We start from the raw sequence: 24,948 nt of genomic DNA on the forward strand, positions 1-24,948 counted from the left end.
GTTTATGACGGCACGTGCCAACAGTCGGTACGATGGCTTCCGAATCGAGAGACAATCGCGCACCGGACGAGCCGTACGTGACGGAGTTCGAGTCGACGGTACGGTCCGTCGACGGGACCGACGTTCGGCTCGAGGAGACGTACTTCTACGCCGAAGGCGGCGGCCAACCGGCCGATCGCGGGACGCTGGGCGAAATCGACGTCGTCGACGTGCAGACGCGCGACGGCGAGACCGTTCACACGCTGGCGACAGCGCCCGACTTCGCGGCCGATGACGACGTGACCGGCTCGATCGACGAGGAGTTCCGGACATACTGTATGCGGGCGCACACCGCCAGTCACGTACTGTACGGCGCCGCTCGCGAACTGTTCGACGACCACGGCTACGGCGGGTTCGACATCGACGCGGAGAAGGGCCGCATCGACTTCGAAATCGACCGCGACCCGGACGAGGTGAACGCGCTCACCCTCCAGCGGATGGTCAACGAGGTCGTCTGGGAGTCGAGAGATATCTCCTGGCGGGAGATGGACCCAGCGCAGGCACGGGATCGCGACGAGATCGTCTTCAACGAGACCGGCGCGGCCGAGACGAGCGAGACCGTCCGCGTCGTCGAGATCGACGGCTGGGACGTCGCCGCCTGCGGCGGAACGCACGTCGAAAACACCGTCGAGATCGGGCCCGTGGAGATCCTCGAGGTGTCGAATCCGGGATCGGGTCTCGTGCGCGTCGAGTACGCGGTCGGCCCGGCCGCCGTTCGCGCACGGATCGACGAGACGCGGGCCGCGACCCGAGCCGCCCGAACGCTGGAGACGAGCGTCGAGGAACTCCCGGAGCGAGCGGCCAGCGTCGTCGAAGAGAACGCAGCTCTCGAGGCGGAGCTCGACTCCCTGCGCGATCGACTCCTCGAGAGCCGCCTCGAGTCGCTGGGCAACGACACCGTCTCGAAGGGCGGCGAGGAGTGGGTCGTCGGCGAGCTCGATATCGACGGCATCGGCCCCAACGACGTGTCGGAGCGCGTGCGAGCGCTCGCGGGCGATATCGGCGACGTGATCGCGCTGACCGGCGTGAACGGAAGCGCGTTCGTGGTCGTCGGCACGACCGGCGAGACGGACGCCAGCGAACTCGTCGACGACGTCACGGCGACGTTCGGCGGCGGTGGCGGCGGCGGACCGACGTTCGCACAGGGTGGCGGTCTCGAAGACGAGCCGATCGCCGTCGTCGACTACCTCCGAACGGAGGCCTGATCTTCCTCGACCCGATCGGAAACGGTCGCCGCCCCATCCGAACGCAGCTTTTCAGAGCGTCGGATTTCTGACTGGAAGAGCCGGTCGGCAAACACGTCGTATCCTCCCGATATCAGGAGAGCCAAGGTTCATTAACGGCGATCGGGAACGGGAGAGTGGATGTCACTAGCACAGTATGCGTCGCTCGCTGCGGCGACGGACCGGGTAGACCGATCAGTACGCGCCACCGGGATCGACCGAGCGCAGCCGACGACCGCGACCGAGGACGGGTCTCGGAGGTGGGAGCGATGACCCGTGAGCGGACCGAGATCACGATCGTCGGCGACGATGACTCGGAGATCATCGCCGACGTGACGTCGCTGCTGTTCGAACGTGACGTAGACATCGTCGACCTGGATCAGGCCGTCCGGGACGGGACGTTCCGGATGACCATGCAAGTCGACGCGTCCGAGATGGCAGTCTCACAGGAACAACTTCGCGAGGACCTCGACGCGCTCGGTGACGAGTTCGACGTCGATGTCCAGGTACTGTTCCCGTCGAATTGCGAGGACCGCTCCATCGCCGTCCTCGTCACCAAGGAGAGCCACTGTCTGGAGGCCCTGCTCCAGCGCTGGGAGAACGACGAACTCGGCGCGGACATCGGGGTCGTCATCGGGAACCACGACACGCTCCGCCCGCTCGCGGCGGAATACGACGTTCCCTTCCACGACATCGGTAACGAGAACGGAACGCCGGACGAGGGCGAACTCATCGACCTCCTCGAGGAGTACGAGATCGACCTCATCGCGCTGGCCCGCTACATTCGGATCCTCTCGCCAGAGGTCGTCTTCCGCTACGAGGACCGCATCATCAACGTCCATCCCTCGCTCCTGCCGGCGTTCCCCGGCGCGGCCGCCTACCGGCAGGCTCTCGAGGAGGGAGTCCGGATCGCCGGCGTCACCGCCCACTACGTGACGACGGACCTCGATCAGGGACCGGTCATCACGCAACGGGCGTTCAACGTCCCCGCTGACGCGACCGAAGCGGACCTCAAGGAGCGCGGCCAGCCGCTCGAGGCCGACGCTCTCGTGGAGGCGATCCAGTTGCACCTCGAGGACGAGATCACGACCGAGGGCGGACAGACGAGACTCGTCGATCCGAACGCGACCGACGCGCAACTCGGAGCCGCGACGGAACTGGACCAAGCGAATCCCAGCGAGCCGGTCGACAGCCGCGAGGAACTCACCGCCGATGGCGATGACACGACGGCCGTTGCGGACGACTGATGGGGTCCGTCCTGCGATAGCGTTCTCTTCGGTTCCATCGAACTCGCGTGAGCTGCGTGATCGGATGCACTGTCTCCGAGACGAACCACCGTCGGATACCGTTTCGACAGTGATGACCTGAGCCTCGAGACGCGCTCGACGGCAAGCCGATAACACTGATATCGTTGTGAAGTGCGATCACGATGCGACGCGCAATTCGCGGAGTAGTTCGTTCCGCCGAGAAATCGCACTGGCGTCTGTGAGGATCGCCAGTCAGTAGACGGGGCAGCCTCGGCGAACGATCCCGATACCGGCTACCGCCTCGAGCGGTCGTGTTCCCCGCTCTCGCTGCGCTGATCGTGATCGACGGAACAAAACGGTGGGACAGACGGATCGATTTCGGACCGGTGCTCGCCGTGATCGCCTATTCGGCGGCCGCGATCGCTTCGATTTCGATCGCCGCACCCTTGGGGACGCGGCCGACTTCGACCGCACTCCGAGCGGGCGGCTCCTCGCTGAAGAACTCGCTGTAGACCTCGTTGAACTCCTCGAAGTCGTCGATGTCGTCGAGGAAGACGGTCGTCTTGAGGACGTCGTCCATCGACAGGCCCTCCGCCTCGAGGATCGCCGCGACGTTTTCCAGACACTGTCTCGTCTGGTCGCCGACTGATTCGTCGTCCAGCAGGTCGCCGTCCGCCGTCAGCGGGAGCTGGCCAGCGGTGATGAGGACGTCGTCGGTTCTGGTCGCCTGACTGTACGCGCCAACGGCTGCCGGTGCGTCGTCGGTGCTAACGGTTCGCATCACACTGGGGTACCAGTTCGCGTCTCTTAAATGTCGGTTCCGTTCCACGTCCGGTTAGCGGGGTTACAGTTCGTGGGTGTGTTGCACACAAGCAAATTGCTTACTCGCATCCGTTTCATTTGGCGTACGGCGTTCGAACAGTCACTCGACCGGATAGCGCCGAGCGTGTTCGAGTCCGTCTCGCTCGAACGCGAGCGGCAGGAATCGACCTCGAGATGATCGCTTCGGAGAACCACGTCTCGGAAGCCGTCCTCGAGGCGCAGGGAAACGTGTGACGAACAAGTACGCGAAGGGGTACCCCGGCAGCCGATACTACGGCGGGTGCCAGCACGTCGATACGGGGGACGAACTCGCTATCGAGCACGTGAAAACGCACTTCGAGATGGGCCACGCCAACGTCCAACCGCACAGCGGGACGCAGTCGAATACGAGGGGCTACTTCGCGGTCCTCGAGCCGGGAGACACGATCCTCTCGCTGTCGCTGTCACACGGCGGGCACCTCTCGCACGATCACAACGTGAACAGCACAGGCCCGCGAACTCGAGCCTGATATGATCGTCAGCGGCCCGTCGGCCTACTCGCGCGAGTTCGAATACGATCATCTCGGCGGATCGCCGACGAGGTCGACGCGTACCACCTCACGGACATCGCTCACGCGACCGGCCTCATCGCGGGTCGACGACCGCTGCGAGGAGTTACCGATCTACGGTAGTGCCGACGTTCGCGGCTGTGTGACCGGCTTTCAGTGGCCATCACGCTACAGTTTCAGTTCCGTTCGAACCCTTCTATAACCGCGGTTCGCACTGTTCCATGAGTGTTCCCGAGCGGTCGGTTCGATCTCCGTATCCGGTACTGCCGACTTCGAGAGTACGGCGTTAGCGGATCGGTTGCGGTACAGGGCGGAGGAAGAACTAGTTCGACCGTTCCGCTGGTTCGGCTCGGACGGCCACTGACGCCTCGAGCGGACGCTCCGAACCAACTCGGAGCCGACTGCAAGGGTGACAGTGACCGTGACCGCGGGAACGGTCAGTCGTCGGACGGATCAGCGGCCTCCTGCTCGGTCCGCTTGAGTTCTGGGTTCGGAAGCGAGACGTCGTCCTCTTCGCGGAGGAACAGCGGCCGGCGATCGCCGAAGGAGACGATCATCGCGACGACGGCAAGGATGGCGATAACCGAGAACGGGCCCCCGGTGATGATCGCGGCCTGCTGGAGCGCGTCGACGCCGCCGGTGACCATCAGCAGCGACGCGAGCGCGCCGATGAGGAACCCCCAGATGACGCGGTTGATCGTCGACGGGCTCTCGGCGCCGCCGGTCGTCAGCATGCCCAGCGCCAGCGTCGAGGAGTCGGCGGACGTGACGAGGAACGTCGTCACGAGGACGAGGAACAGCACCGTCAGTAGGCCCCCGAGCGGCAGCGCCTCGAACAGCGGGTAGCCGGACCCTGCCTCGCCGAGTTCGCCGATGACGGAGAGAATGTCGGCTCGACCGTTCTCCTGAAGGAAGATGGCGGTTCCGCCCATCGTCGCGAACCACGGGATCGTGACGCCAGTCGAGGCGATCACGCCCGTGACAGCGACCTGTCTGACCGTCCGGCCGCGGGAGATGCGGGCGATGAACAGGCCGACGAACGGCGTCCAGGAGAACCACCACGCCCAGTAGAAGACGGTCCAGCCGCCGACCCACTCGGCGACGCCGCCGCTGATGCTGGTCTCGGCGCCGGTGTAGAAGCTCATCGTGACGAACTGGTTCGCGTACGCGCCGAGCGCCTCGGTCCCGACCGACATGATGTACGCCGTCGGGCCGAGGATGAACGTCGCGACGGTCACCACGCCGAACAGGATCATGTTGAAGTACGAGAGCCGACGGATGCCCTTCTTGACGCCGAGTGCGACCGAGATCGTGAACGCGACGGTCAGGCCGGTGATCACGACCACCGTTCCGACGTCGCCGACGCTCGCGCCGGTCATCCACTCGACGCCGACGAGGAACTGGCTCCCGACCAGCCCCAGCGTCGTCGCGACGCCGCCGATCGTGGCGAACACCGCGAGGATGTCGATGGCCTTCGCGATCGGACTATCGAGGTTGTCGAACCCGATCCACGGACCGATCACCGTCGAAATGCGCAGCGGCGCATCGTACGTGTACGCGAAGTACGCGATCGGCAGCGCCATGACGACGTACGCGGTCCACGCGGACAGTCCCCAGTGGAAGAACGTGTACTGGATCGCGCCGACGGCCGCTCCCGATGACTGGGCCTCCGCGCCGATGAACGGCGAGACGGCGTCGTAATGGAAGATCGCCTCGGCCGGTCCCCAGAATACGATTCCGGCGGCGATCCCCGCGGAGTACAGCATCGCGAAGTACGCGGGGAACGAAAACTCCGGTTTCTCGTCCGCGGCGCCGAGCTTGATGTTCCCCCAGGGGCCGAATATCAGGAACCCGACGAACGCGACGAGCAGGAACATCGCGACGAGGTACCACCAGCCCGCCACGGTCCACAGGACGTCGTTCACCCTGGTCATGTACCCCGTCGTGGCATCCGGACTGACGAGGAACGCGAGCACAGCGGCTACCGCGGCGACGAAGCCGACCGCGAACACCGGCGTATCGAGCTCGTCGACGAACCGTCCGAACGGCCCCTTCTGATCTGATTGTGCCATTCTCGATCACCCCGTTACGTGTTCGGTCACCCGTGCGGGCGTCTCCAGTCCGGTACCGGGCGGATCGCTTCTCGGTTCCGGGCTCTCGGTACGTCTCGGATTCGACTGCTCCCTAATTCCGGTCATCGGTTGTCACTGTCTCGCATGAGTTGTCTGTATCGTTCGTTATAAGCCTGGGCTTCTGTCCGCTACCGAACATGTTGTGCGCGACTAATTGCCTCTCCGGGCGGAATCGCGCACTATATATTTGATCGTTTATCATTTGCGGTTGACGTCCTCGACGACGTACCCTTCCGCTTCGATCGCATCGATGATCGTCGCGGCGTGCTCGGCACCGCTGGTCTCGATCTGAAACACCAGGTACGCTTCGCCGACGGTGAGGTCCTCGACCGCGCGGTCGTGCCGAACCGTCTGAATGTTCGCCCCGTGGTCGGCGATGACTCCCGAGATGTCGTCCATCTTTCCGGGCGTGTCGTCGATCCGGACGCGAAGCCGCAGGATCTGTCCCCGCTCCGTGAGAGCGTGGATGAGGATCGTCTGCAGCATCGTCATGTCCAGGTTCCCGCCGCCGAGGACGGGCATGACGGTCTCACCGCTGACGTCCAACTGGTCGCTCAGGACGGCCGCGACCGACGCGGCGGCCGCACCCTCGACGACCTGTTTCGCGCGCTCGAGCAACAGCAGGATCGCGTTGGCGATCTCCGCGTCGGAGACGGTGACGACCTCGTCGACGTGCTCCTCGATGAGTCGCAGCGTCAGGTCGGAGATCCCGCCGGTCGCGATCCCGTCGGCGATGGTATCGACTTCGTCGAGCGTGACCGGGATTCCCTTATTGAGGCTCTCGTGGACGGTCGCGGCCCCCTCGGCCTGGACGCCGACGACGCGCGTCTCGGGAGAGAGATGGTTGAGAGCGGTGGCGACGCCGCTGATGAGCCCCCCGCCCCCGATGGGGACGACGACGGTGTCGACGTCGGGGCAGTCCTCGTGGACCTCGATACCGAGCGTCCCCTGTCCGGCGACGATGTGCGGATCGTCGTACGCGTGGACGAACTCGACGTCGTTGTCGGCGGCGTACTCCTGGGCGTACGTCATCGCCTCCTGGAAGTCCTGCCCGACCAGTTCGACCGTCGCGCCGTAGCTCCGCGTCGCGTCGATCTTCGCCTGCGGGGCGTGGGTCGGCATCACGATCGTCGAGTCCGCGCCGCACTTCGTCGCCGCAAGGGCGACGCCCTGCGCGTGGTTGCCCGCGCTCGCGGCGACGAACTCGTCGGCTCCGTCGTCGACCGCCCGGCTGATCTTGTTGTACGCCCCGCGGGTCTTGAACGAGCCGGTCCACTGGAGGTGCTCCATCTTCAGGTACACCTCCGCGTCGACCATTTCACCGAGCGACGTGCTCCGCTCGACCGGCGTCCGCTTGACGACCGTCTCGTCGTCGAGGCGGTCGCGCGCTCGTTCGATGTCCGCATACTGAACTAACGGTTCTCGCTCCTGAAATTCACTCATGATTGAATCTGTGGGTGTTGGTCGTCGAACGTTACCGGATGATCTTGTCGCGGCCGGGATCGAACAGCGGCTCGTCGCGGACCGTCGCGTCGTAGGTCTCCCCTTCGCACTCGATCTGGACCGACGTCCCGGCGTCGGCGTACTCGCTGGGCAGGTAGGTGTAGGCGATCGATTCGCCGATGCTGTAGCCGTAGTCGCCGGCCTGAACGTAGCCGACGGCCTCGCCGCCGGCGAGCACCGGGCGGCCGCCGAGCATCGCGTCCGTCGAATCGTCCAGCGTCAGACAGGCGACCTCGGTGTTGATTCCCGCCTCTTTGGCCTCGACGAGCGCCTCCTTCCCGATGAACTCGGTGTCGAGGTCGACGGCGAAGGGAAGGCCGGCCTCGAGCGGGTTGACGTCCGTGTCGATGTCGGTCCCCCACAGGCGGAACCCTTTCTCGAGGCGCATCGACTCGAGGGCGCCGCCGCCCATGGGCCTGACGTCTAAGTCCTGCCCGGCCTCCCAGAGGGAGGTCCAGAGCTTCCGGCCGTACTCGGAGGGTGCCCACAGCTCCCAGCCGAGTTCGCCGACGTACGAGACCCGCAGCGCGATCACGGGGACGTCACCGACGTAGAGCCGCTTGCAACTGAAGTACGGGAACTCGTCGTTAGAGACGTCGGTATCGGTGACTCGCTGGAGCAGCAGTCGAGACTTCGGCCCCCACAGTCCGACGGTGCACTTCGCGGATTCCTCGACCGTCACGGAGACGGTGTCGGGCGCGTGATCCTCGATCCAGGAGCCGTGGATACCCGGCGAGTTGCCGCCGCCCGTCGTCACCATGTACTCGTCCTCGCCGAGTCGGGCGACGGTGATGTCGGCGAGAATGGTTCCGCCCTCGTTCAGCATCGTCGAGTAGCGGACCCGACCGGTATCGATGTCCATGTCGTTGCTACAGATCCGCTGGAGAAAGTCGCCGGCGTCCTCGCCCTCAACCATGATCGAACTGAACGTCGTCATATCGAACATCGAGACGTTCTCGCGGGTGTGGAGGTGCTCGGCACCCTCGATCGGGGAGCGGTTGATCCCCTGCCAGCCGTCCCGTTCGGGGATCTGCTCGTCGTACTTCTCGACGAGGTCCGCGTTAGACTCGTACCACTGGGGCGTCTCCCAACCGCCGCTCTGGTAGAACTCGGCCTCGAGGTCCCGCTGGTGGTCGTAGAACGGACTGACGCGCAGTCCGCGGCGGTCGTCGGGTTGCCACCGCGGTTCGACGATGCTGTACACCTGCTCGTAGCGCTTTCCGCCGCGGTCCGTGAAGTAGTCCTTGCTCCCGGCGTGGGGCTCGAACCGATTGACGTGGATGCCGCTCGTGTCGACGGGTCCGGACGGGAGCCGCGGGACGCCGTTCTCCATCCACTCGGCGAGGATCTTCCCGTAGCCGCCGGAGTGGGTCCACCAGATCGCCAACCCGGTCCAGAGCCCGTCGACCGCCGCCGTTTCGCCGAGCACCGGCATCCCGTCGGGCGTGTAGACGAAGATCCCGTTCTCCGTGACGCGGAAATCTTTCCCCTCGGTCGCGGGCAGCAGTTCGTCGAACGCCTGCTGGGGCGACTTCTCGCGGTTCGGGTGCGTCGCCTTCGTCCAGTGCTTCTCGGTGAAGCTGTGGACCGACGCCTGGCTCTCCTCGTCGTTTTTCCCCATCTCGTCCGGGTCGACGACCAGCGGCTCGTGGTTGTACGAACCCAGCCCGTAGCCGTCGCCGTGAGTTCGGAAGTACAGCGAGTTGTCCTGGTCCCGACCGACCGGCCGATCCGGCGGCTGGCTCATGAACTCCGTGATCTGGCTATCGCCGGGGACCTCAAGGCCGACGGTGGCGTCGCCGATCACGTCGCCGGAACCGTCGTCGAGTTCCGCGAGCGGGTCCGTCACGACGTACTGGTGCTCGACGGGAGCGATCGGCAGGTCGAGGCCCGCCATCTGACCGGTCTGGTACGCCCAGTTGTTCGTCGCGAGGACGCACCGATCGCACTCGATACGGCCGTTGTCGGTGACGACCGCCCGGATCTCGCCACCGCTGGTCTCGATGTCCGTCACCTCGGTATCGCCGAAGAACCGCGCCGACGACGTCTCGATGTACCACTGTAACGCGTCGGTTCCGGCGACCTGACCGTCGGTCGGCGAGTAGTACCCGCCGAGGATCTCGTCCTCGTCGACGAGCGGGAGACGCTCCGTGACTTCCTCGGGCACGAGGAGTTCCGGCTCCGGCAGCCCGTACGAGGAGGCCCACTCGACGCGTCGCTGGAGGAAGTCCATCCGTTCCTCGGAGCGGGCGAGTTCGATACCGCCGACCTCGGTGTAGACGCCCGCGTCCTTCAGCAGTCGGCTCGTGTAGTGGGCCGTCTTGGTCTGGATCTTCGACGGCGACGTCTGGAACATGATTCCCGGCGCGTGCGTCGACGAACCGCCGGTCACCGGAAGCGGTCCCTGATCGACGACGACCACGTCGTCTGCGCCGAGTTCCGTCAGGTGGTAGGCGATACTACACCCGACGGCCCCGGCGCCGATGATCACCGTCTTCGCTCTCGATGGCAAGCTCTCTGTACTCATGTGATACTCACACATGCCACAGTCCCGCTCATAAATATACCGTTGCCTTAAGTGAAACGGGCGAGCGAGGCCGTTTCACGGGGCAAATCGCGAATTCCACAACAAAAAAGGTAGTTGATACGTTTTTGCGAACGCGGCATCGTCACCGGTTCGACCGGGCCACCGCGTCTCCGACGCCGGTCACGGGAGCGAAACGTCGACGTCAGCTTGCAGACTCGCCGCCTTGATCGTATTGTAGAGGAGCATCGTGATCGTGAGCGGCCCGACGCCGCCGGGGACCGGCGTGATCGCGTCGGCCGTTTCCTTCGCGCTCTCGAACTCGACGTCGCCGACGAGTTCGTACCCCTTCTCCGTATCCGCGTCGACGCGGTTGACGCCGACGTCGATTACGGTCGTTCCCGGCGAGAGCATCGAGCCATCGATCAGTTCCGGAACGCCGGCGGCCGCGACGACGACGTCCGCGTCTCGCGTCTTCGCCGCGAGATCGTCCGTGCGCGAGTGACAGACCGTCACCGTCGCGTCCCCGGTATCGGACTTCTGGACGAGGAGATTCGCCATCGGTTTCCCGACGATGTTCGATCGGCCGACGACGACGACGTCCGCACCCTCGGTCTCGACGCCCTCCGCCTCGAGCAGTTTCTGGATGCCGTGGGGCGTACACGGCTTGAACCGGGGCGTCCCGGTGACCAATCGACCGACGTTCTCCGGATGAAACCCGTCGACGTCCTTTCGCGGATCGACCCGCTCGAGGACGGCTTGCCGGTCGACGTGGTCCGGGAGCGGTAACTGCACGAGGATACCGTGGACCGCCGGATCGCCGTTCAGTTTGTCGATCCGATCGAACAGCGCGTCGGCGGGCGCGTCCGGATCGAGTTCGTGGTGGATGCTCTCGATCCCGAGGTCGTTGCAGGCCCGTCGCTTCATCGAGACGTACGTCTCGCTCGCGCCGTCGTCGCTCATCAGGACCGTCGCCAGTCCCGGCGTCACGCCGGCGTCCGCGAGCGTCTCGAGGCACGGTTCCAGGTCTGCAGTGATACGATCCGCGATCTCGTTCCCGTCGATGATGCGTGTCATAGCTGATTTCGTTTCGATCGCTACGGGCCGCGTCCGCTCGAGGAGACGGGGCACTCGGCCCAAGCCTCGCTCGGGTGTCGGTGCCATCGCTCGTCGAAACGGACCACATCGACCCGCAGTGATGCCGACTGAATGGATTTCAGGGAGGATAATTAATCCACGTGTTGATTGCTACTCCGTTCCAAATCGGATCGTCTGAGCGGGTGTCCGCCGCTCGAATCGATCGTTACGATCGGTCTCACGGTCGGATTCGGCGAACTGATTTGTACACCAGTAGTATTTGCGGTGGAACCTTATCCGTCTCTCCGCGTTCTCTCCGAACGGCACCTGACGGTGGTGCCGAAACCGGGACAGTGGAGTCCGCAACCGTGACCAGCGGCACCGTCCCATCCCCCCAGGTCCTCATCCTTACCAGATCTCGTCTTCCCTCGTACCTCGGCCACTGGACGGTGACAGCGTGACCTCGAACTGTCAGCAGTAGCTGATAATGAGTGACGCTCACGCAGATCCGATCGCCAACAGCGGATCGGCGTGCTAACGGATGGAGTTTCGCGACCGACGCCGAGGAACCGCGATCAGTCGGGAAATAACAGTGATATCAGTGTGAAGAAATAGGCGCTCGAGACGACGGTATCGTGGCGACACCAACGACGAACGACCGTCTCGTCGGGAATCGGGGATCGGCCGCACCATCGCGGGATCCGGTCACCGGTGGGCGGGACGGTCGAGATCGCGGTCAGCGACGGTCGTCAGTAACGCGATCAGCGCGTCGGCCGCCGCGTCGAGCAACTCTTCGCCCAGTTCTGCGCCCGCCTCGCGCGGATCGCCGACGACGCCGTTCTCGGTGAACTCGGCCGAGTCGAACGCGAGATTGACCCGGCCCTGCCAGTCGCCCCAGCGGTCGCTCCCGTTCTCGGCGGCCTCCTCGAGGCGGTCCTCGCGGACGGCGTCGGGATTCGCGTGCCGTACCAGCGCCGTCTCGAGGGGCCCGCCGTGGCCCATGCGGGAACTGTGTTCGCCGACCTCGTCGAACCACGTGAACGGCACGGCGTAAGCGTCGTCGGATCGCACGATCCTCCCGGCGACCTCCCGGAGGGCGCTCGTATTCCCGCCGTGTCCGTTGACGAGAACGATTCGATCGAACCCGTGGTGGGCGAGGCTTCCAACGATATCCCGGACGTACGCCTTGAACGTCGACTCCGAGGTCCAGAGGGTGCCGGTGAACTGCCGGTGTTCCTCGGCGATGCCGACGGGAACCGCGGGTGCGACCGCGACCGACCCCTCGTACCGCTCCGCGGCCGCGTCCGCGACCGCCTCGGCGTTGAGCGTATCGGTTCCCAGCGGTGCGTGCGGACCGTGTTGCTCCGTGCTCCCGACCGGGAGCAGTGCGAGGTCCGTTTCGACCGCGTCTATCTCCGTCCACGTCGATCGCTCGAGATGCATACGGCCGAACGCTGCACGCGTAGTCGCATAAAACACACTTCCTCGAGAGACGTGCAAACTTACAAGTTCGAACGAGGGGTTGAACGAGTATGGAGTACGAGACCGTCACCCACACGACTGCCGAGCGCCGTCTCGCTCGCTTGCCGTCCGGGACGGACGTCGCAGTGACCGTCCATCGGTACGACGGCGGAGCCGGACCGACCGCCTACGTCCAGGCCGCACAGCACGGCATCGAACTCAACGGAACGGCCGCGATGCGTCGGCTGCACCGTCACCTGCTGACCGCGGACCTCGCCGGGACGGTGATCGCCGTGCCGGTCGTCAATTCGCTCGCGTTCGATCACGGATCGTACGTCACGCCACAGGCGGTCGACGCGGTCAACCCCAACTGTAATCGCGTCTGGCCGGGCGACGATGCGGGAACCCTCCAGGAGCGGATCGTCGCCCAACTGTGGGAGCTGATCGAGTCGACCGACGTCGTGATCGATCTGCACACCGGGACCCCGGACATGCTCGAGCACGTCAGATTCCAGCCCGGAAACCGGAAGTCACGGACCCTCGCGGCGACGTTCGGGGCCGACTATCTTCTGACCGACGTGCCGTCCAACGGTGAACCGGACGACGGCACAGGGGACGGCGACGCAGCGAACGACGACGCGGTCGACGACGAGCCGTATCAGGGCAAGCTCAGAACGGCCGCCGCGAAGGCCGGAATTCCGGCGATCGTCCCGGAGCTCTCGAACAGCCGCCAGATCGATCACGACGCGGCACGCCGCGGGGTCCGCGGGGTCCGGAACGTCCTCGGGGAACTGGGGATGCTCCGCGAGGAACCGGCGCCGACGCCGTCGCAGACGATCCTCCGAGACGACGAGGGACGGATCGGCACCGACGCTTCGGGGCTCTTCGAACCGAATCCGGCGGTCACCGTCGGTGATCGCGTGTCCGCGGGTACCGAACTGGGGACGGTGTACTGTCCCTCGACGTTCGAGGAACGCCAGCGCGTGACGACGACCGACGACGGCGTGATCTACTCGCTCACCCGCGAGTCCGTCGTGACCGCCGGCGAGAAGGTCGCCTGTATCGCGGAGCGAGCGTGATCGGCCGTCGATCGGTCCGGTTCAGCCGCGAGCGATCGAGGTACAGAAGTTCTCGACGATGCGTTTCCCCGACTCGGTGAGGATGCTCTCCGGGTGAAACTGGACGCCGACGTGGGGCAACTCGGCGTGGCGAACGCCCATGACGATCCCCCGACCGTCCTCGGTGTGGGCGGTTTCGATCAGTTCCGCCGGCAGGTCGTCGCGATCGACCGCTAGCGAGTGATAGCGACCAACCTCGAAGGGATTCGGCACGCCGTCGTACAGCCCCGTTCCGTCGTGGTTCACCGTGGACGTCTTGCCGTGGACGACGTCGGGCGCGCGTCCGACGGACACCCCGTGAGCGGCACAGAGGGCCTGATGACCGAGACAGACGCCGAGTGTCGGGTACTCGGTCTCGGCGAAGATATCGACGGAGACGCCGGCCTCGGCGGGCGTTCCGGGACCCGGGGAGACGACGATCCCGTCGGGATCGAGGTCGCGGATGACTTCGAGGTTGATCTCGTCGTTGCGTCGGACGATCACGTCGTCGAACTCGCCGACGTCCCGCGGCGTCGCCGCGGGGCCTGTCGGAGCGATCACTTCGGCGACGTACTGAACGAGGTTGTACGCGAACGAATCGTAGTTGTCGATCACCAGCAACCTTTTGCTGCGGTCACTCGCTAACGCTCGTTCCCTGGCAAAACGTTGATGAAAACCCTGCCTCCCACCTTCCAGTCGGTCGTTAGGCCGCTCGCTCGTATCCACTCGCTCCCGGGTACCACGTCCGTCACTCATACTGTTCACCTCCGCTTTCAGCCTCGAGTGCCATCCCGGCCCGCTCGCCGAGCGCCTCGTCGACGGCCGCGATCAGCGCCCGCGCCTTATCGAGCGTCTCGTCGTACTCCCGATCGGGGACGGAATCGTGGACGACGCCGGCGCCGACGCGCAGGTGGTACTCGTCGGCGTAGCGGACCAGCGTCCGGATGACGATGTTCAGCGTCGCCCGATCGTCGAAGCCGAAGATGCCGATACTCCCGGTGTAGGGGCCGCGACGGGTCGTCTCGAGGTCGTCGATGATCTCCATCGTCCGCGGCTTCGGCGCGCCCGTGATCGTCCCTCCCGGAAACACCGCCGCGACGGCGTCGGCGATGCTCGCATCGTCTCGCAGGGTGCCCTCGACGAGGGAGACGAGGTGCATCACTTCCGAGTACCGGTCCACGCGGCGGTAGTCCGTTACCGACACGGAACCGTACTCGCTGACCTTCCCGAGGTCGTTGCGCTCCAGGTCGACGAGCATCGCGTGTTCGGCGCGCTCCTTCTCGTCGTCGCGGAGATCGGCCTCCAACCGCTCGTCTTCGGCCGGCGTCCGCCCGCGGGGCCTGGTTCCAGCGATCGGTTCGGTGACGAGCGAGTCGTCGCGGACCTCGAGCAGCAGTTCCGGACTCGCGCTGACGAGGTCGACGCCCGGAAACTCGAGCAGTCCCGAGTAGGGAGCCGGATTCACGCGTCGGACCGCGTCGAAAACGTCGACCGGATGGGCGGCCGCCGGGGCGGTGAGTCGGTGGGAGACGTTCGCCTGAAACGTGTCGCCGTCGCGAATGTACCGCTTGGCTCGCCCAACGCGGTCGGCGAACGCTGCCCGTCCGCACTCGCTTTCGAACGCGGCCCGAGTCGCGTTGACCGGCGGATTTCGGTCTGCTTCGCTGCCCCCGATTGCCGCCTGCGCCAGGGATCGAGCCCTCGCTCGACCGGTCTCGTAGGCGTCGGCGGGATCGCCGTCGACCACGGGACAGGCGGTCACTCGGAGTTCCGTTTCGCCGTTGCCGTCGCGCGGTTCGCTCCACGCGGCGACCCGATCGAAGACGCCCAGTTGAAGCCGCGGCAACCCGCGTTCGTCGGTCGTCGTCGACGGCAACGACTCGAGTTCCCTGGCGACGTCGTAGGAGAGCCAGCCGAACGCACCGCAGGGATACGGCACCGAGCAGTCTCCGCGTACCAACTGCTCGCGCTCGAGGAGCGCGTCGATCGTTCGGATCGTTGGACTCTCGTCGTCCCGATCGACCGCGTTCGCAGTTACTCGAATTCGTTCGACGGGATCGACACCGAAGTAGCCCCAGCCAGACTGACCGCCGGTCGTCTCGAAGTAGAAGCCGTCAGCCTCGCCGGTCCGGGCCCTGCAGTACGCGTCGAACGGATCGCCGACGGAGACGCGTACCTCGACCGGGACGCGAGCGCCGTCCGGTGCGCTCTCGGCGGTCTCTGCGAACGATTCGCTGTCGGTTATAACCGTAATCGTGTTCATGACGGATACCCGCTACCGGGGCCGGTCGCCCGCCGTCCCGGAAGCATTCGTCTCAGGAGCGCAAGGGGAGAGGATAAAAACATTGTGGCGCGAGTGGCCACACCACCATATAACGGGTGCCACGATGATTGGAGCGTATCAGCGTTCTCGGGCAGGCTCTCCGGATGACATATGAAGGGGTGAACTATTCCTCATGTACCCTTATCCCAAATGGACGTGTGATCACGAGTATCATGGGAGTCAGTGCCTCGATTGAGAAGCTCTCTCGGACGATCGAACGGTACGAGGCGGACGGGGGCGAAATCCATCGCGTCGACGCGACGGTTCGAGGTGACGGTGACGAACCGAGCATCGCGATCGACGTCGTCGTTCCGCTGTGTTCGGCCGCAGGAGTGCCGGCCAGCGAGACCGAAGCGACACCGCAAGCGGCGGCGGTCGGGGAGAACGGCGGTCTCTGCCTCGAGTTTCCGCCATCGGCCGTGCCGGAGATCGACGAGTTCGCGCCCGCAGACGCGTCGTGCGTCACGGAGGAAGCGACCGTCACCTCGGAGGGAACCGTCGTCGTCACGTTCGCCCTCAGTCTCGGGGCGAACGCGGAGCCGAGCAGTGAGACGGCAAACGGGCACACCGAGTCCGACGAGAGCGAAAGCGAATCGACCGACCCCATCGAGTGCGATTACCCGGATCGGGAGGCACCGGTCGATTCGCTCGAGGGGACGGTAGCGATCGGCGAGTCGAAGTCGGCGACCGAAAGCGAGGACGAACCCGCGCCCGATTCCCGCGATCGATCCGCCTCGGATCCGGCTCCGAACGCGGTGACGTGTGACGTCACGATCGACGACGAGACCGAGCGCGCAATCGCGGCCGCGCGGAACGAAGACCTGCCGCCGTACGACGACATCGAGTACCTCGCGTGTCTGTACGACTCGTTCGATACGTTCACCGCGATGGCGGAGGTGCTCGAGATGGGCGTCGCGTCCGAGACCGTTCGGCGATACATGATCGACGCCGGCATCCACGAGCCGACGTCCTACGAGACGTCCGCGTCGGACGAGGACGACGCGACGACCGACGGCGAACTCGATCGACCGGCGACGGTCGACGATTCGGCCGCGTCCGTCCCGGAGAAACAGCTCGTCGCCGACGGGATCGGTCTTCCCGAAGACGTCGAAATCGACGAACTGATGGACGCGATCGAGTCGTCCATGACGTTACACGACGTCACCCGGAAGCTCAGCCTCGAGCGCGGTCGAACTCGCGAACTGCTCGAGCAGCTGAACCTGCTCGACCTCGTCATGAAACGCGTCTACGACTCGGACGAACCCGCGCGACACCCCTCGCGAAACGAGATCGCCGATCGGATCCGCGAGAGCGTCACCGACGGCCAGTAACGCGAGCCGCTGCTGGACGACTCCCGAAGCGCTAACAGCGCGCATCACCCCCTTTCCCACTGCTCCCTCCCTTAGACGCCCAGTACGGCCATGGCTCACCGAGATGGACGTGCTGCCCGTGACCGGAACGCGCTACAGGACGCTGGCCGACTCGTCTCGACGTGCCGCAATCGCCGTCCTCGACCGCGACGCGATCGAACGGATAGAACTCTCGTTCCGGCACGTTCGGCTGCCGATGCTCGAGGACGCGGGAATCGTCGGCGACGTCCCCGAAACGGATCGAACCGCGTTATCGGAAAACGAACGGAGAAATGGGCCCGCTCCCCAGGCCGGTTGTCCACTTATATTCATGTTCAATATCACTGGTCAACCGTTTTTAAGTCCCATTGTGTTATCGGTATCGTATGACACAGTGGAACGACTCACAGACGAAAGCAGTGAGCGAGGACATCACTGACGATGCAAACGCGCTGCCGGCCCGGTACTTCACCGACGACGATGTCTTCGAGATGGAGAAAGAGAAGGTATTCGGCCAGTACTGGGTGTACGCCGGCCACGCCAACTGCATCAGCGATCCCGGTCAGTTCTTCACGCGAACTATCGGCGATCGCCAACTGATCGTCGTCCGCGGTCACGACGGCGATATCAAGGCGTTCGACAACGTCTGCGCCCACCGCGGCTCGAAGATGGTCGAGGATACGCCGATGACCGACCCCAGCGAGGGGAACCGAATCCGGTGCCCGTACCACCTCTGGACGTACGACCTGGACGGAAATCTCCAGAGTACGCCCAAGAGCTTCGATGAAGCCGGTCTGAACCCCGATCTCGAGGACGACGAAGTTCAGGAGTTCGATTGCGAGTCCAACGGACTCAACGACGTCCACGTCGATACCATCGGGCCGCTAATCTTCCTGAACCTCAGCGAGGATCCGATGCCGCTGGCCGAGCAGGCCGGCGTCATGAAGGATCGGCTCGAGGCCCTTCCGCTGGAAGAGTACGAACACGCAACTCGGATCGTCTCGGAGGTCGAGTGCAACTGGAAGGTGTTCTCGAGCAACTACTCGGAGTGCGACCACTGTCAGGCCAACCACCAGGACTGGATCAAGGGGATCTCGCTCAACGAGTCCGAACTCGAGGTCAACGACTACCACTGGGTGCTTCACTACACGCACGCCGAAGACGTTGAGGACGAGATGCGGATCCACGACGAACACGAAGCCCAGTTCCACTACCTCTGGCCCAACTTCACGGTCAACATGTACGGCACCGCCGACGGTTACGGCACCTACATCATCGATCCGATCGACACCGACCGGTTCCAGCTCATCGCGGACTACTACTTCCGCGACAGCGAACTCTCCGACGAGGAACGCGAGTTCGTCCGCACCAGCCGTCAGCTCCAGGAGGAGGACTTCGAACTGGTCGAGCGCCAGTGGCAAGGCCTCAAAACCGGGGCGCTCGCGCAGGCTCAACTCGGCCCGAACGAACACACCGTCCACCGCTTCCACCAGCTCGCGCAGGAAGCCTACGACTCGTGATCGTATCGCCTCTGCGTAACCGATCGACACTGAAACACGACAATCAGAATCAGAACCCATGAGTACCCAAGATCAGGCACCGTACGTCGCGTCCTGTCCGGAGTGCGACGTCGATCTGCGAACCGAGACGCCGAACGAGATCGTCGAGTTTTACCGCCGTCACTACCGCGTGACGGGCCACGACGTGGAGTTCGAACGCGCACAGATTGATCTCGCCGAGGACGTCGCGAGCGACGATCTCAAGGACGTCATCTGGCAGCTACAAGAGCAGTACGAGAACGGCGTCCCGATCGGCGTCGTCGCGGGGGTGATGTCCGACCGCGGACTCTCGATCGGGGAGACGCTAGACGAGATCCACGAAGTGCGGATGACCGGCGGCCTGTACGAACCGCAGGACGATCACCTCGGCGCGTTCTGACCGACCGTTTTCGTTCGTCGCCCGGCTCGCTGACTCGCGTTCGATTCGAAACGCCGGACGGCTCCCCCTCACCGCCGTCGCTCGGTCGTGACGATTACTCCTCGCGATCGGTCTCGTCCGTCTCGGGCCACTTCTCGTCGGGATCGATCGGTTCCACCGCGCGAACGAGTTCGTCTTCGGTGTAGTCGCGGTCCTCGAGTTGCATGCTCCGGATCCGCCACTGGCGGCTCAGTTCCGGTTCGCCCTCGGGCCCGACTCGCCCGCCGTGAGTTCTGAAGAACGCTCCGTCGCGGCCGAGTCGCTTCCCCTCGTAGGTGTGCTGGTCGAAGACGGCGTCGTACGTCCCGCCGGGCTCGAGTTCGTCGACGGGATGATCGTAGCGGGGCTCGCGGCCCTCCTCGCGTGCGGCAGCGCGTTCTTCGGAGAGTTCGCCGAAGTAATCGTCGGCGTGTGCGGCCTCGCGAGACGACGGCGCTCGAGCGGCCGCCAGGGCCGCGTGGACCGCACAGAGCCGCCCGCGCCAGGACTCTTCCGACCAGCGTTCGCGGGCCAGTTCCTCGTAGCGGGCCACCGTGAGCGCGACCTCGTGTCCGGCGCGCAAGTCCTCGACGACGTAGAGGTTGATCCGATCCCAGAAGTTCCAGGCGTAGCCCGAACGGACCAGTTCCCAGGCGGCCCACGCCGCGACCTCCTCGTCGGATCGCCGAACCGCCTTCTGAAGGAGACTCGAGATGACGTACCGGTTCGCCCCGGACTTGGTCTCGTTCTCACCGAGTTCGTTGCCGAAGTCGTCGCGCGCGGGTCTGGAGTCGGAATCGTCGTCCGTCGCGTCCGTCTCGTCGGTCCGGAGCTCGCCCTCGGTGCCGAACGTGGCTTGTTTCCGGTCGTCCATACTCGATTCTCTCGCCCCTCGACGGAAATAGCTGACTGCTCCGACCGACGAGCGGGCGACGTACGCCGGCCGTCTGTCTCCGACGTCCGGCCATCCCGCTCTTCCGCGTTACAGGTGGCTTTGATTTGCTTATAACTGGTAGTATAGACCTACGCGAGATCATCAAATAGAGCCAAACTATCGAGTAATTAAGACGATACTGAGACATGCGAACGCGATTCCAGTAAATCTCGTTATCGTAACATCGTCTCCGAGAACGACGATACCGAGGATGGCGGCTACAACGAAGTACATTGCACCGAGAGTAGAGACCACTGTCGTTGACGCTTGGGAGAATCCGATATACATCGAAATGAGGCCGATTCCAGCGAACAATCCAGCCGCGCTAGCAAGTAGTCCCCCTCTCGCGGTAACGGCGATCGATGCATCTGAAACGACGATAGATCCGAGTGCGAGAAGACCTGCTATGAGATACGTAATCGCAGCGGCAGTCCTCGGATCAATGGACTCCGATGCACCGTTGCCTAAGAGTATCCAAATCCCCCATGATGTCATCGTAATTAAGCCGAACAAAATTCCTGAATCCATCTCAATAAATTCCATCAATGAGGATTTCGTGTCGTTATTCAAAGAAGGATTATGTTCAATATGACGGGTGTTTAAATATGCGATGCTAACGGTCGTTGTTCCGCGTCTAAACGAGGCCCCGAAAAGTTATTCCGAGGCGGTCACGCGATGGTGAGTATGTCTTCCAGGGCGCCTTCGTTGAGAACCATGCTTTCCAGGAGTTTCGTCCGGAGCTCGTCTTTCGAATCGGCGTATGCGGGATCGTCCCACAGGTTCTACAACTCCTTGGATCATCCTGGGGATCGAACAGTTCTCCGTACTCCCGTCCGAGATAACTGTTAGCTTGTACCGATCTATGACTATCGTTCGCACCCCGAATCGAGATACTCTTCGTCGTTCTCGATGACGACAGTACAGAAATGCGGTCTGTTTCCCCCTCGCACAACGGTTTGAGTGACTTTCCAGGGGGGCAGTATCGGGATCGTCCGCAGAGAACTCCTGCAGTGGGCGATCGCCGATTCAAAGAGGACAGCAATGTCGAACCATCGCGGGACGTGAGGCCTCTCGAGTTCGTGGACGAGTGGATTGTGCGCTCCCGTGGAGAACCCATCCTGCTAGATATCTGAGTCTCTGTGTTCTCCGAGTCGAGGGATGTGTCGAAGAGCGGGCCGAGTAATCGGCGGGCGACACTACCCTCTTTTTGCGGGTTCGGTTTTTCGATCCGTTAATCGGTCTCCTATTCGGTCGTCTTTCCCATCCGACTACGGTACGTCAGTTCACCCCCAATACATTACACACGTACGTTTGTAATTAGGCGCGTTTACGCGCGCCGTCTCAGCGTCGAGACCGAATACACACGGGCCGGCCGAAATCCGATCGGTAACTCGACGGTCGAACGACTTGCCCGATCTCATCGGCCAGCGGACCTGCTCCCTCCCGTTGGCTTGATTGGCTATTCTCACGGCGAACTGCGATCCCACCGGCCACTTTCACGCATTCGAAAAGTGCAGGCGATATTACATCGTTAATCCGTGATCGTACGTATCCGGAAGCAGTTCTATTTCCGCCTCTTTCGCACCGAAGTCGGAGTTCCGTTCGAAAGCGTAGACCAGAGATACCGTTCCCCATCAACAAAAGATTCGATTTCTAAGGTATTGTGTTTCGCGTTTCGCGAGAATCTCGCGTAAAGACGGCGGGGTTCCGATGGCGAGATAACTATAAGTATTATTATAGTAGGGCTCCTATCATGTTCGACTTCTCATTGCCGGCATCGTAGCGCTTCAAGCGTGTGAAGCGGGGAGTCGCTGGCTCGAGACGGTCGAACTGCTGTCGCAGAGTCATCTGCTATCCGGATGCGGAAACCGGCCATATAATGGGATTCCATATAACTGGTGAACGCTTTTTCGGAATGCCCTCAAATGTGCTACTGCATGACGCAATGGAAACAGAGCCAGACCGAGGCGGTGAGCGCAGACATCACGGAGAAGACGAACGCGCTGCCGGCCCGGTACTTCACCGACGACGACGTCTTCGAGATGGAAAAAGAGAAGATTTTCGGCCAGTACTGGGTGTACGCCGGCCACGCCAACAGCATCAGCGATCCCGGCCAGTACTTCACGCGAACCCTCGGCGGCCGCGATCTGATCGTCGCTCGAGACGACGACGGTGACGTCCGCGCCGTGACAAACTTCTCCGCTCGCGACGGCGACGCGCTCCTCGAGGACGCGCCGATGACCGATCCCGGACGCGCCGATCCGGACGAGCTCGCCGATGCGGAGTCGGTGCACGTCGACAGCATCGGGCCGCTGCTGTTCGTCAACCTCAGCGAGGATCCGATGCCGCTGGCCGAGCAGGCCGGCGTCATGAAGGATCGACTCGAGGCCCTTCCGCTGGAAGAGTACGAACTCGCCACCCGGATCAGTTCGGAGGTCGAGTGCAACTGGAAGGTATTCTCGAGCAACTACTCGGAATGTGACCACTGTCAGGCCAACCACCAGGACTGGATCAAGGGGATCTCGCTCAACGAGTCCGAACTCGAGGTCAACGACTACCACTGGGTGCTTCACTACACGCACGCCGAAGACGTCGAGGACGAGATGCGAATCCACGACGAGCACGAGGCACAGTTCCACTACCTCTGGCCCAACTTCACGGTCAACATGTACGGCACCGCCGACGGCTACGGTACCTACATCATCGATCCGATCGACACCGATCGCTTCAGGCTGATCGCGGACTACTACTTCCGCGACAGCGAACTCTCCGATGAAGAACGCGAGTTCGTCCGCACCAGCCGTCAGCTTCAGGAGGAAGACTTCGAACTGGTCGAGCGCCAGTGGCAAGGCCTTAAAACCGGGGCGCTCGCGCAGGCTCAACTCGGCCCGAACGAACACACCGTCCACCGCTTCCACCAGCTCGCACAAGAGGCCTACAACTCGTAACTGATCGAAACGTCAGAGAGGGACTCGTCCGATCGAGTACGTCGTTTCGTTTTTTGGAGCACCGCGATTCGTTATCTGGGGGTTGTTGCGACGACGCTCATCGATCCGGAGTTGCGTTTCGCACCGCCTCTCTTCCACGATAGTGGCGACGGGACGGAGACTCCCGACGAAGAAGGACTTCTCGACCAGTGTACCGAGTACGACATCGACCTGAGCGCGCTGGCCGAAACGGCACGTGTTCCGTTCTCCTCAAAACATCACGTAGATCATCTGTTGTGGACGGTTCGAGCGAATCTATCGCCGCTGTGCTCCCGTTCCGACCGCGATGCCAGCCACGAATCAGAATGGGATAACAGCCTCCGTATCGCCGATAGTGGCGCGGACGACGAACGATCACTCTCGGCGGGGACGGGAGATTCATTATCCGTCGACACGAGATGTGAGACGGAATGGTCACGTCTCCATCGGAGATTCCGATTACCGTTATCAGTGGACCGCTGGGTGCGGGTAAAACGACGCTAGTTAACCGACTGCTGAACGATCCCGGCGAGAGGCGAATCGCCGTCATCGTCAACGACATGGGCGAGATCAACGTCGACGCGGAGTTGATCGCCGACGAGACGGAGGAGGGCGTCGTCGACCTCTCGAACGGGTGTATCTGCTGTCGGCTCCAGGGCGACCTCGTCGATCAAGCGACGCGGTTGGCCGAGGAGCGCTCGTTCGACTACCTCGTCGTCGAGGCGTCGGGAATCAGCGAACCCATTCCCATTGCTCGAGCGCTCACGGAGGGGACGGAAGCGGCCAGCCTTCCGGACCGGTTCCGCCTCGATACGACAGTTTCAGTCGTCGACGCCTACGGGTTCTGGAAGGCGTTCGATCCCGAGGAATCACTCCCGGATGCCGCCCCGGACCCGGAGCGCCCGCTGACAGAGGTGTTAGTCGATCAGATCGAGTTCTGTGACGTGTTGCTGCTGAACAAGTGCGATATGGTACCCGACGATGCCCGGGAGTCTATCGAGGCCGCCGTCCGCGAACTCCAGCCGCGTGCGACGCTTCATCGAACGACGTACAGCGATGTCGAACCGAGTGCCGTTCTCGACACCGGATCGTTCGACTTCGACGCGGCACGGCGCCAGCAAGGCTGGAAGCGAGCCCTATCCGGGGACGCAGCAGACGAGGATTCGGGTCACGACCACGGTGACGATGCCGTTTCGGCGGCCGAGGCCCACGGCGTCGAGTCGTTCGTCTATCGGCGAGAGCGTCCCTTCCACCCCGAGCGGTTCGACGCGTGGCTCGACGATTGGGACGGCGAGATCATCCGCGCGAAAGGGTTCGCGTGGGTAGCGAGTCGCCCGGAGACGGTTCTCGGAGTGAGTCAGGCCGGTCCGTCCGTCCAGGCTGGCCCGATCGGCGAATGGGGAGACGACGACCCGTCGACGCGGTTAGTGTTCATCGGCAGCGACCTCGACGAAGCGACCGTGACCACCGAACTCGACGACTGTCTAGCGGTGACTGACGAACGGACCGATGAGTACGCTACTGATCCCTTCCCCCGCGGATCCGCTTGATCTCCGCTCGGGCCCGGTTTCGTTGGTAATCGTCCCAACGCCCATCGAATCCCCGCAGTCGCCGTTGGCCACCGCGGTGACTATCGATTGCGCCGTCTGTATCCGCGTCTCGTGCTGGTTCCCTTGCGTGTGTACGAAGAACGCTGTGCAGTGATTTGCTACCTCCCCCACGGGATGACGTACTGATGCGAAAAACG

General features: G+C 63.6%; 18 protein-coding genes and 1 pseudogene. 9 read left to right on the forward strand and 10 right to left on the reverse strand.

What is annotated here, in order from left to right; translation table 11 throughout:
• Positions 1 to 32: 32 nt before the first annotated feature.
• Both AC0QDI_RS15345 and AC0QDI_RS15350 read left to right on the forward strand, forming a co-directional pair.
• Complete coding sequence (locus AC0QDI_RS15345) at positions 33 to 1,244, forward strand: alanine--tRNA ligase-related protein (RefSeq protein WP_474669651.1); 1,212 nt, start codon at positions 33 to 35, stop codon at positions 1,242 to 1,244.
• A gap of 287 nt (positions 1,245 to 1,531) precedes the next feature.
• Positions 1,532 to 2,509 (forward strand): formyltetrahydrofolate deformylase, encoded by a 978-nt coding sequence (locus AC0QDI_RS15350; RefSeq protein WP_474669653.1) that lies wholly within the window; start codon positions 1,532 to 1,534, stop codon positions 2,507 to 2,509.
• A 403-nt stretch (positions 2,510 to 2,912) separates the two neighbouring features.
• Here AC0QDI_RS15350 and AC0QDI_RS15355 read toward each other — a convergent pair whose 3' ends face one another.
• Positions 2,913 to 3,293 (reverse strand): Rid family detoxifying hydrolase, encoded by a 381-nt coding sequence (locus AC0QDI_RS15355; protein ID WP_474669655.1) that lies wholly within the window; start codon positions 3,291 to 3,293, stop codon positions 2,913 to 2,915.
• Positions 3,294 to 3,443: 150 nt separating this feature from the next.
• Here AC0QDI_RS15355 and AC0QDI_RS15360 point away from each other — a divergent pair.
• Positions 3,444 to 3,963: pseudogene (locus tag AC0QDI_RS15360) on the forward strand (PLP-dependent aminotransferase family protein); the annotation flags it as partial.
• A 353-nt stretch (positions 3,964 to 4,316) separates the two neighbouring features.
• Here the strand turns inward: AC0QDI_RS15360 and AC0QDI_RS15365 are convergent.
• The 5 genes from AC0QDI_RS15365 to AC0QDI_RS15385 all read right to left on the reverse strand — a co-directional run bounded on the left by AC0QDI_RS15365 (position 4,317) and on the right by AC0QDI_RS15385 (position 12,558).
• The gene (locus AC0QDI_RS15365; RefSeq protein ID WP_474669657.1) at positions 4,317 to 5,951 is read right to left on the reverse strand and encodes a BCCT family transporter; all 1,635 of its coding nucleotides are present in this window, start codon (positions 5,949 to 5,951) and stop codon (positions 4,317 to 4,319) included.
• Positions 5,952 to 6,209: 258 nt separating this feature from the next.
• A complete protein-coding gene (ilvA, locus tag AC0QDI_RS15370; protein WP_474669659.1) occupies positions 6,210 to 7,454 on the reverse strand; it encodes a threonine ammonia-lyase in 1,245 nt (414 codons plus the stop codon).
• A gap of 31 nt (positions 7,455 to 7,485) precedes the next feature.
• The gene (locus AC0QDI_RS15375; protein ID WP_474669661.1) at positions 7,486 to 10,041 is read right to left on the reverse strand and encodes a GcvT family protein; all 2,556 of its coding nucleotides are present in this window, start codon (positions 10,039 to 10,041) and stop codon (positions 7,486 to 7,488) included.
• A gap of 180 nt (positions 10,042 to 10,221) precedes the next feature.
• The gene (locus AC0QDI_RS15380; RefSeq protein ID WP_474669663.1) at positions 10,222 to 11,115 is read right to left on the reverse strand and encodes a bifunctional methylenetetrahydrofolate dehydrogenase/methenyltetrahydrofolate cyclohydrolase; all 894 of its coding nucleotides are present in this window, start codon (positions 11,113 to 11,115) and stop codon (positions 10,222 to 10,224) included.
• A gap of 705 nt (positions 11,116 to 11,820) precedes the next feature.
• Positions 11,821 to 12,558 carry a creatininase family protein gene (locus tag AC0QDI_RS15385; protein WP_474669665.1) on the reverse strand — a complete coding sequence of 246 codons (738 nt, stop codon included), beginning with the start codon at positions 12,556 to 12,558 and terminating at the stop codon, positions 11,821 to 11,823.
• Between the two features lie 89 nt (positions 12,559 to 12,647).
• Between AC0QDI_RS15385 and AC0QDI_RS15390 the strand changes: the two genes are divergently transcribed.
• On the forward strand, positions 12,648 to 13,655 hold the full coding sequence (locus AC0QDI_RS15390) for a succinylglutamate desuccinylase/aspartoacylase family protein (RefSeq protein WP_474669667.1): 1,008 nt from the start codon (positions 12,648 to 12,650) through the stop codon (positions 13,653 to 13,655).
• Between the two features lie 21 nt (positions 13,656 to 13,676).
• Here AC0QDI_RS15390 and AC0QDI_RS15395 read toward each other — a convergent pair whose 3' ends face one another.
• On the reverse strand, positions 13,677 to 14,294 hold the full coding sequence (locus tag AC0QDI_RS15395) for an anthranilate synthase component II (protein ID WP_474669669.1): 618 nt from the start codon (positions 14,292 to 14,294) through the stop codon (positions 13,677 to 13,679).
• Positions 14,295 to 14,421: 127 nt separating this feature from the next.
• Entirely contained in the window at positions 14,422 to 15,936 is a 1,515-nt protein-coding gene (pabB, locus tag AC0QDI_RS15400) for an aminodeoxychorismate synthase, component I (RefSeq protein WP_474669671.1), read from the reverse strand.
• A 233-nt stretch (positions 15,937 to 16,169) separates the two neighbouring features.
• Here pabB and AC0QDI_RS15405 point away from each other — a divergent pair, with 233 nt between their 5' ends.
• The 3 genes from AC0QDI_RS15405 to AC0QDI_RS15415 all read left to right on the forward strand — a co-directional run bounded on the left by AC0QDI_RS15405 (position 16,170) and on the right by AC0QDI_RS15415 (position 19,283).
• Positions 16,170 to 17,327 carry a DUF8073 domain-containing protein gene (locus AC0QDI_RS15405; protein WP_474669673.1) on the forward strand — a complete coding sequence of 386 codons (1,158 nt, stop codon included), beginning with the start codon at positions 16,170 to 16,172 and terminating at the stop codon, positions 17,325 to 17,327.
• 404 nt (positions 17,328 to 17,731) lie between these two features.
• A complete protein-coding gene (locus AC0QDI_RS15410; RefSeq protein WP_474669675.1) occupies positions 17,732 to 18,865 on the forward strand; it encodes an aromatic ring-hydroxylating oxygenase subunit alpha in 1,134 nt (377 codons plus the stop codon).
• A gap of 58 nt (positions 18,866 to 18,923) precedes the next feature.
• A complete protein-coding gene (locus AC0QDI_RS15415; protein WP_474669677.1) occupies positions 18,924 to 19,283 on the forward strand; it encodes a hypothetical protein in 360 nt (119 codons plus the stop codon).
• A 94-nt stretch (positions 19,284 to 19,377) separates the two neighbouring features.
• Here AC0QDI_RS15415 and AC0QDI_RS15420 read toward each other — a convergent pair whose 3' ends face one another.
• Both AC0QDI_RS15420 and AC0QDI_RS15425 read right to left on the reverse strand, forming a co-directional pair.
• On the reverse strand, positions 19,378 to 20,175 hold the full coding sequence (locus tag AC0QDI_RS15420; protein ID WP_474669679.1) for a hypothetical protein: 798 nt from the start codon (positions 20,173 to 20,175) through the stop codon (positions 19,378 to 19,380).
• Between the two features lie 177 nt (positions 20,176 to 20,352).
• Positions 20,353 to 20,778, reverse strand: coding sequence for an EamA family transporter (locus AC0QDI_RS15425; protein ID WP_474669681.1), 426 nt, complete (start codon positions 20,776 to 20,778; stop codon positions 20,353 to 20,355).
• 1,394 nt (positions 20,779 to 22,172) lie between these two features.
• Here AC0QDI_RS15425 and AC0QDI_RS15430 point away from each other — a divergent pair.
• Both AC0QDI_RS15430 and AC0QDI_RS15435 read left to right on the forward strand, forming a co-directional pair.
• Positions 22,173 to 23,183: an aromatic ring-hydroxylating oxygenase subunit alpha gene (locus tag AC0QDI_RS15430; RefSeq protein ID WP_474669683.1), complete on the forward strand. Its 1,011-nt coding sequence runs from the start codon at positions 22,173 to 22,175 to the stop codon at positions 23,181 to 23,183.
• A 449-nt stretch (positions 23,184 to 23,632) separates the two neighbouring features.
• Complete coding sequence (locus tag AC0QDI_RS15435; RefSeq protein ID WP_474669685.1) at positions 23,633 to 24,751, forward strand: CobW family GTP-binding protein; 1,119 nt, start codon at positions 23,633 to 23,635, stop codon at positions 24,749 to 24,751.
• Positions 24,752 to 24,948 lie beyond the last annotated feature (197 nt).

Source organism: Natrinema sp. LJW11 (genome assembly GCF_056135975.1).

Bases quoted from the DNA above. Each gene is read 5' to 3' on its own strand.
- AC0QDI_RS15345 (WP_474669651.1), top strand. From the start codon at position 33: ATGGCTTCCGAATCGAGAGACAATCGCGCACCGGACGAGCCGTACGTG.
- AC0QDI_RS15350 (WP_474669653.1), top strand. From the start codon at position 1,532: ATGACCCGTGAGCGGACCGAGATCACGATCGTCGGCGACGATGACTCG.
- AC0QDI_RS15365 (WP_474669657.1), bottom strand. From the start codon at position 5,951: ATGGCACAATCAGATCAGAAGGGGCCGTTCGGACGGTTCGTCGACGAG.
- ilvA (WP_474669659.1), bottom strand. From the start codon at position 7,454: ATGAGTGAATTTCAGGAGCGAGAACCGTTAGTTCAGTATGCGGACATC.
- AC0QDI_RS15375 (WP_474669661.1), bottom strand. From the start codon at position 10,041: ATGAGTACAGAGAGCTTGCCATCGAGAGCGAAGACGGTGATCATCGGC.
- AC0QDI_RS15380 (WP_474669663.1), bottom strand. From the start codon at position 11,115: ATGACACGCATCATCGACGGGAACGAGATCGCGGATCGTATCACTGCA.
- AC0QDI_RS15385 (WP_474669665.1), bottom strand. From the start codon at position 12,558: ATGCATCTCGAGCGATCGACGTGGACGGAGATAGACGCGGTCGAAACG.
- AC0QDI_RS15390 (WP_474669667.1), top strand. From the start codon at position 12,648: ATGGAGTACGAGACCGTCACCCACACGACTGCCGAGCGCCGTCTCGCT.
- pabB (WP_474669671.1), bottom strand. From the start codon at position 15,936: ATGAACACGATTACGGTTATAACCGACAGCGAATCGTTCGCAGAGACC.
- AC0QDI_RS15405 (WP_474669673.1), top strand. From the start codon at position 16,170: ATGGGAGTCAGTGCCTCGATTGAGAAGCTCTCTCGGACGATCGAACGG.
- AC0QDI_RS15410 (WP_474669675.1), top strand. From the start codon at position 17,732: ATGACACAGTGGAACGACTCACAGACGAAAGCAGTGAGCGAGGACATC.
- AC0QDI_RS15415 (WP_474669677.1), top strand. From the start codon at position 18,924: ATGAGTACCCAAGATCAGGCACCGTACGTCGCGTCCTGTCCGGAGTGC.
- AC0QDI_RS15420 (WP_474669679.1), bottom strand. From the start codon at position 20,175: ATGGACGACCGGAAACAAGCCACGTTCGGCACCGAGGGCGAGCTCCGG.
- AC0QDI_RS15425 (WP_474669681.1), bottom strand. From the start codon at position 20,778: ATGGAATTTATTGAGATGGATTCAGGAATTTTGTTCGGCTTAATTACG.
- AC0QDI_RS15430 (WP_474669683.1), top strand. From the start codon at position 22,173: ATGACGCAATGGAAACAGAGCCAGACCGAGGCGGTGAGCGCAGACATC.
- AC0QDI_RS15435 (WP_474669685.1), top strand. From the start codon at position 23,633: ATGGTCACGTCTCCATCGGAGATTCCGATTACCGTTATCAGTGGACCG.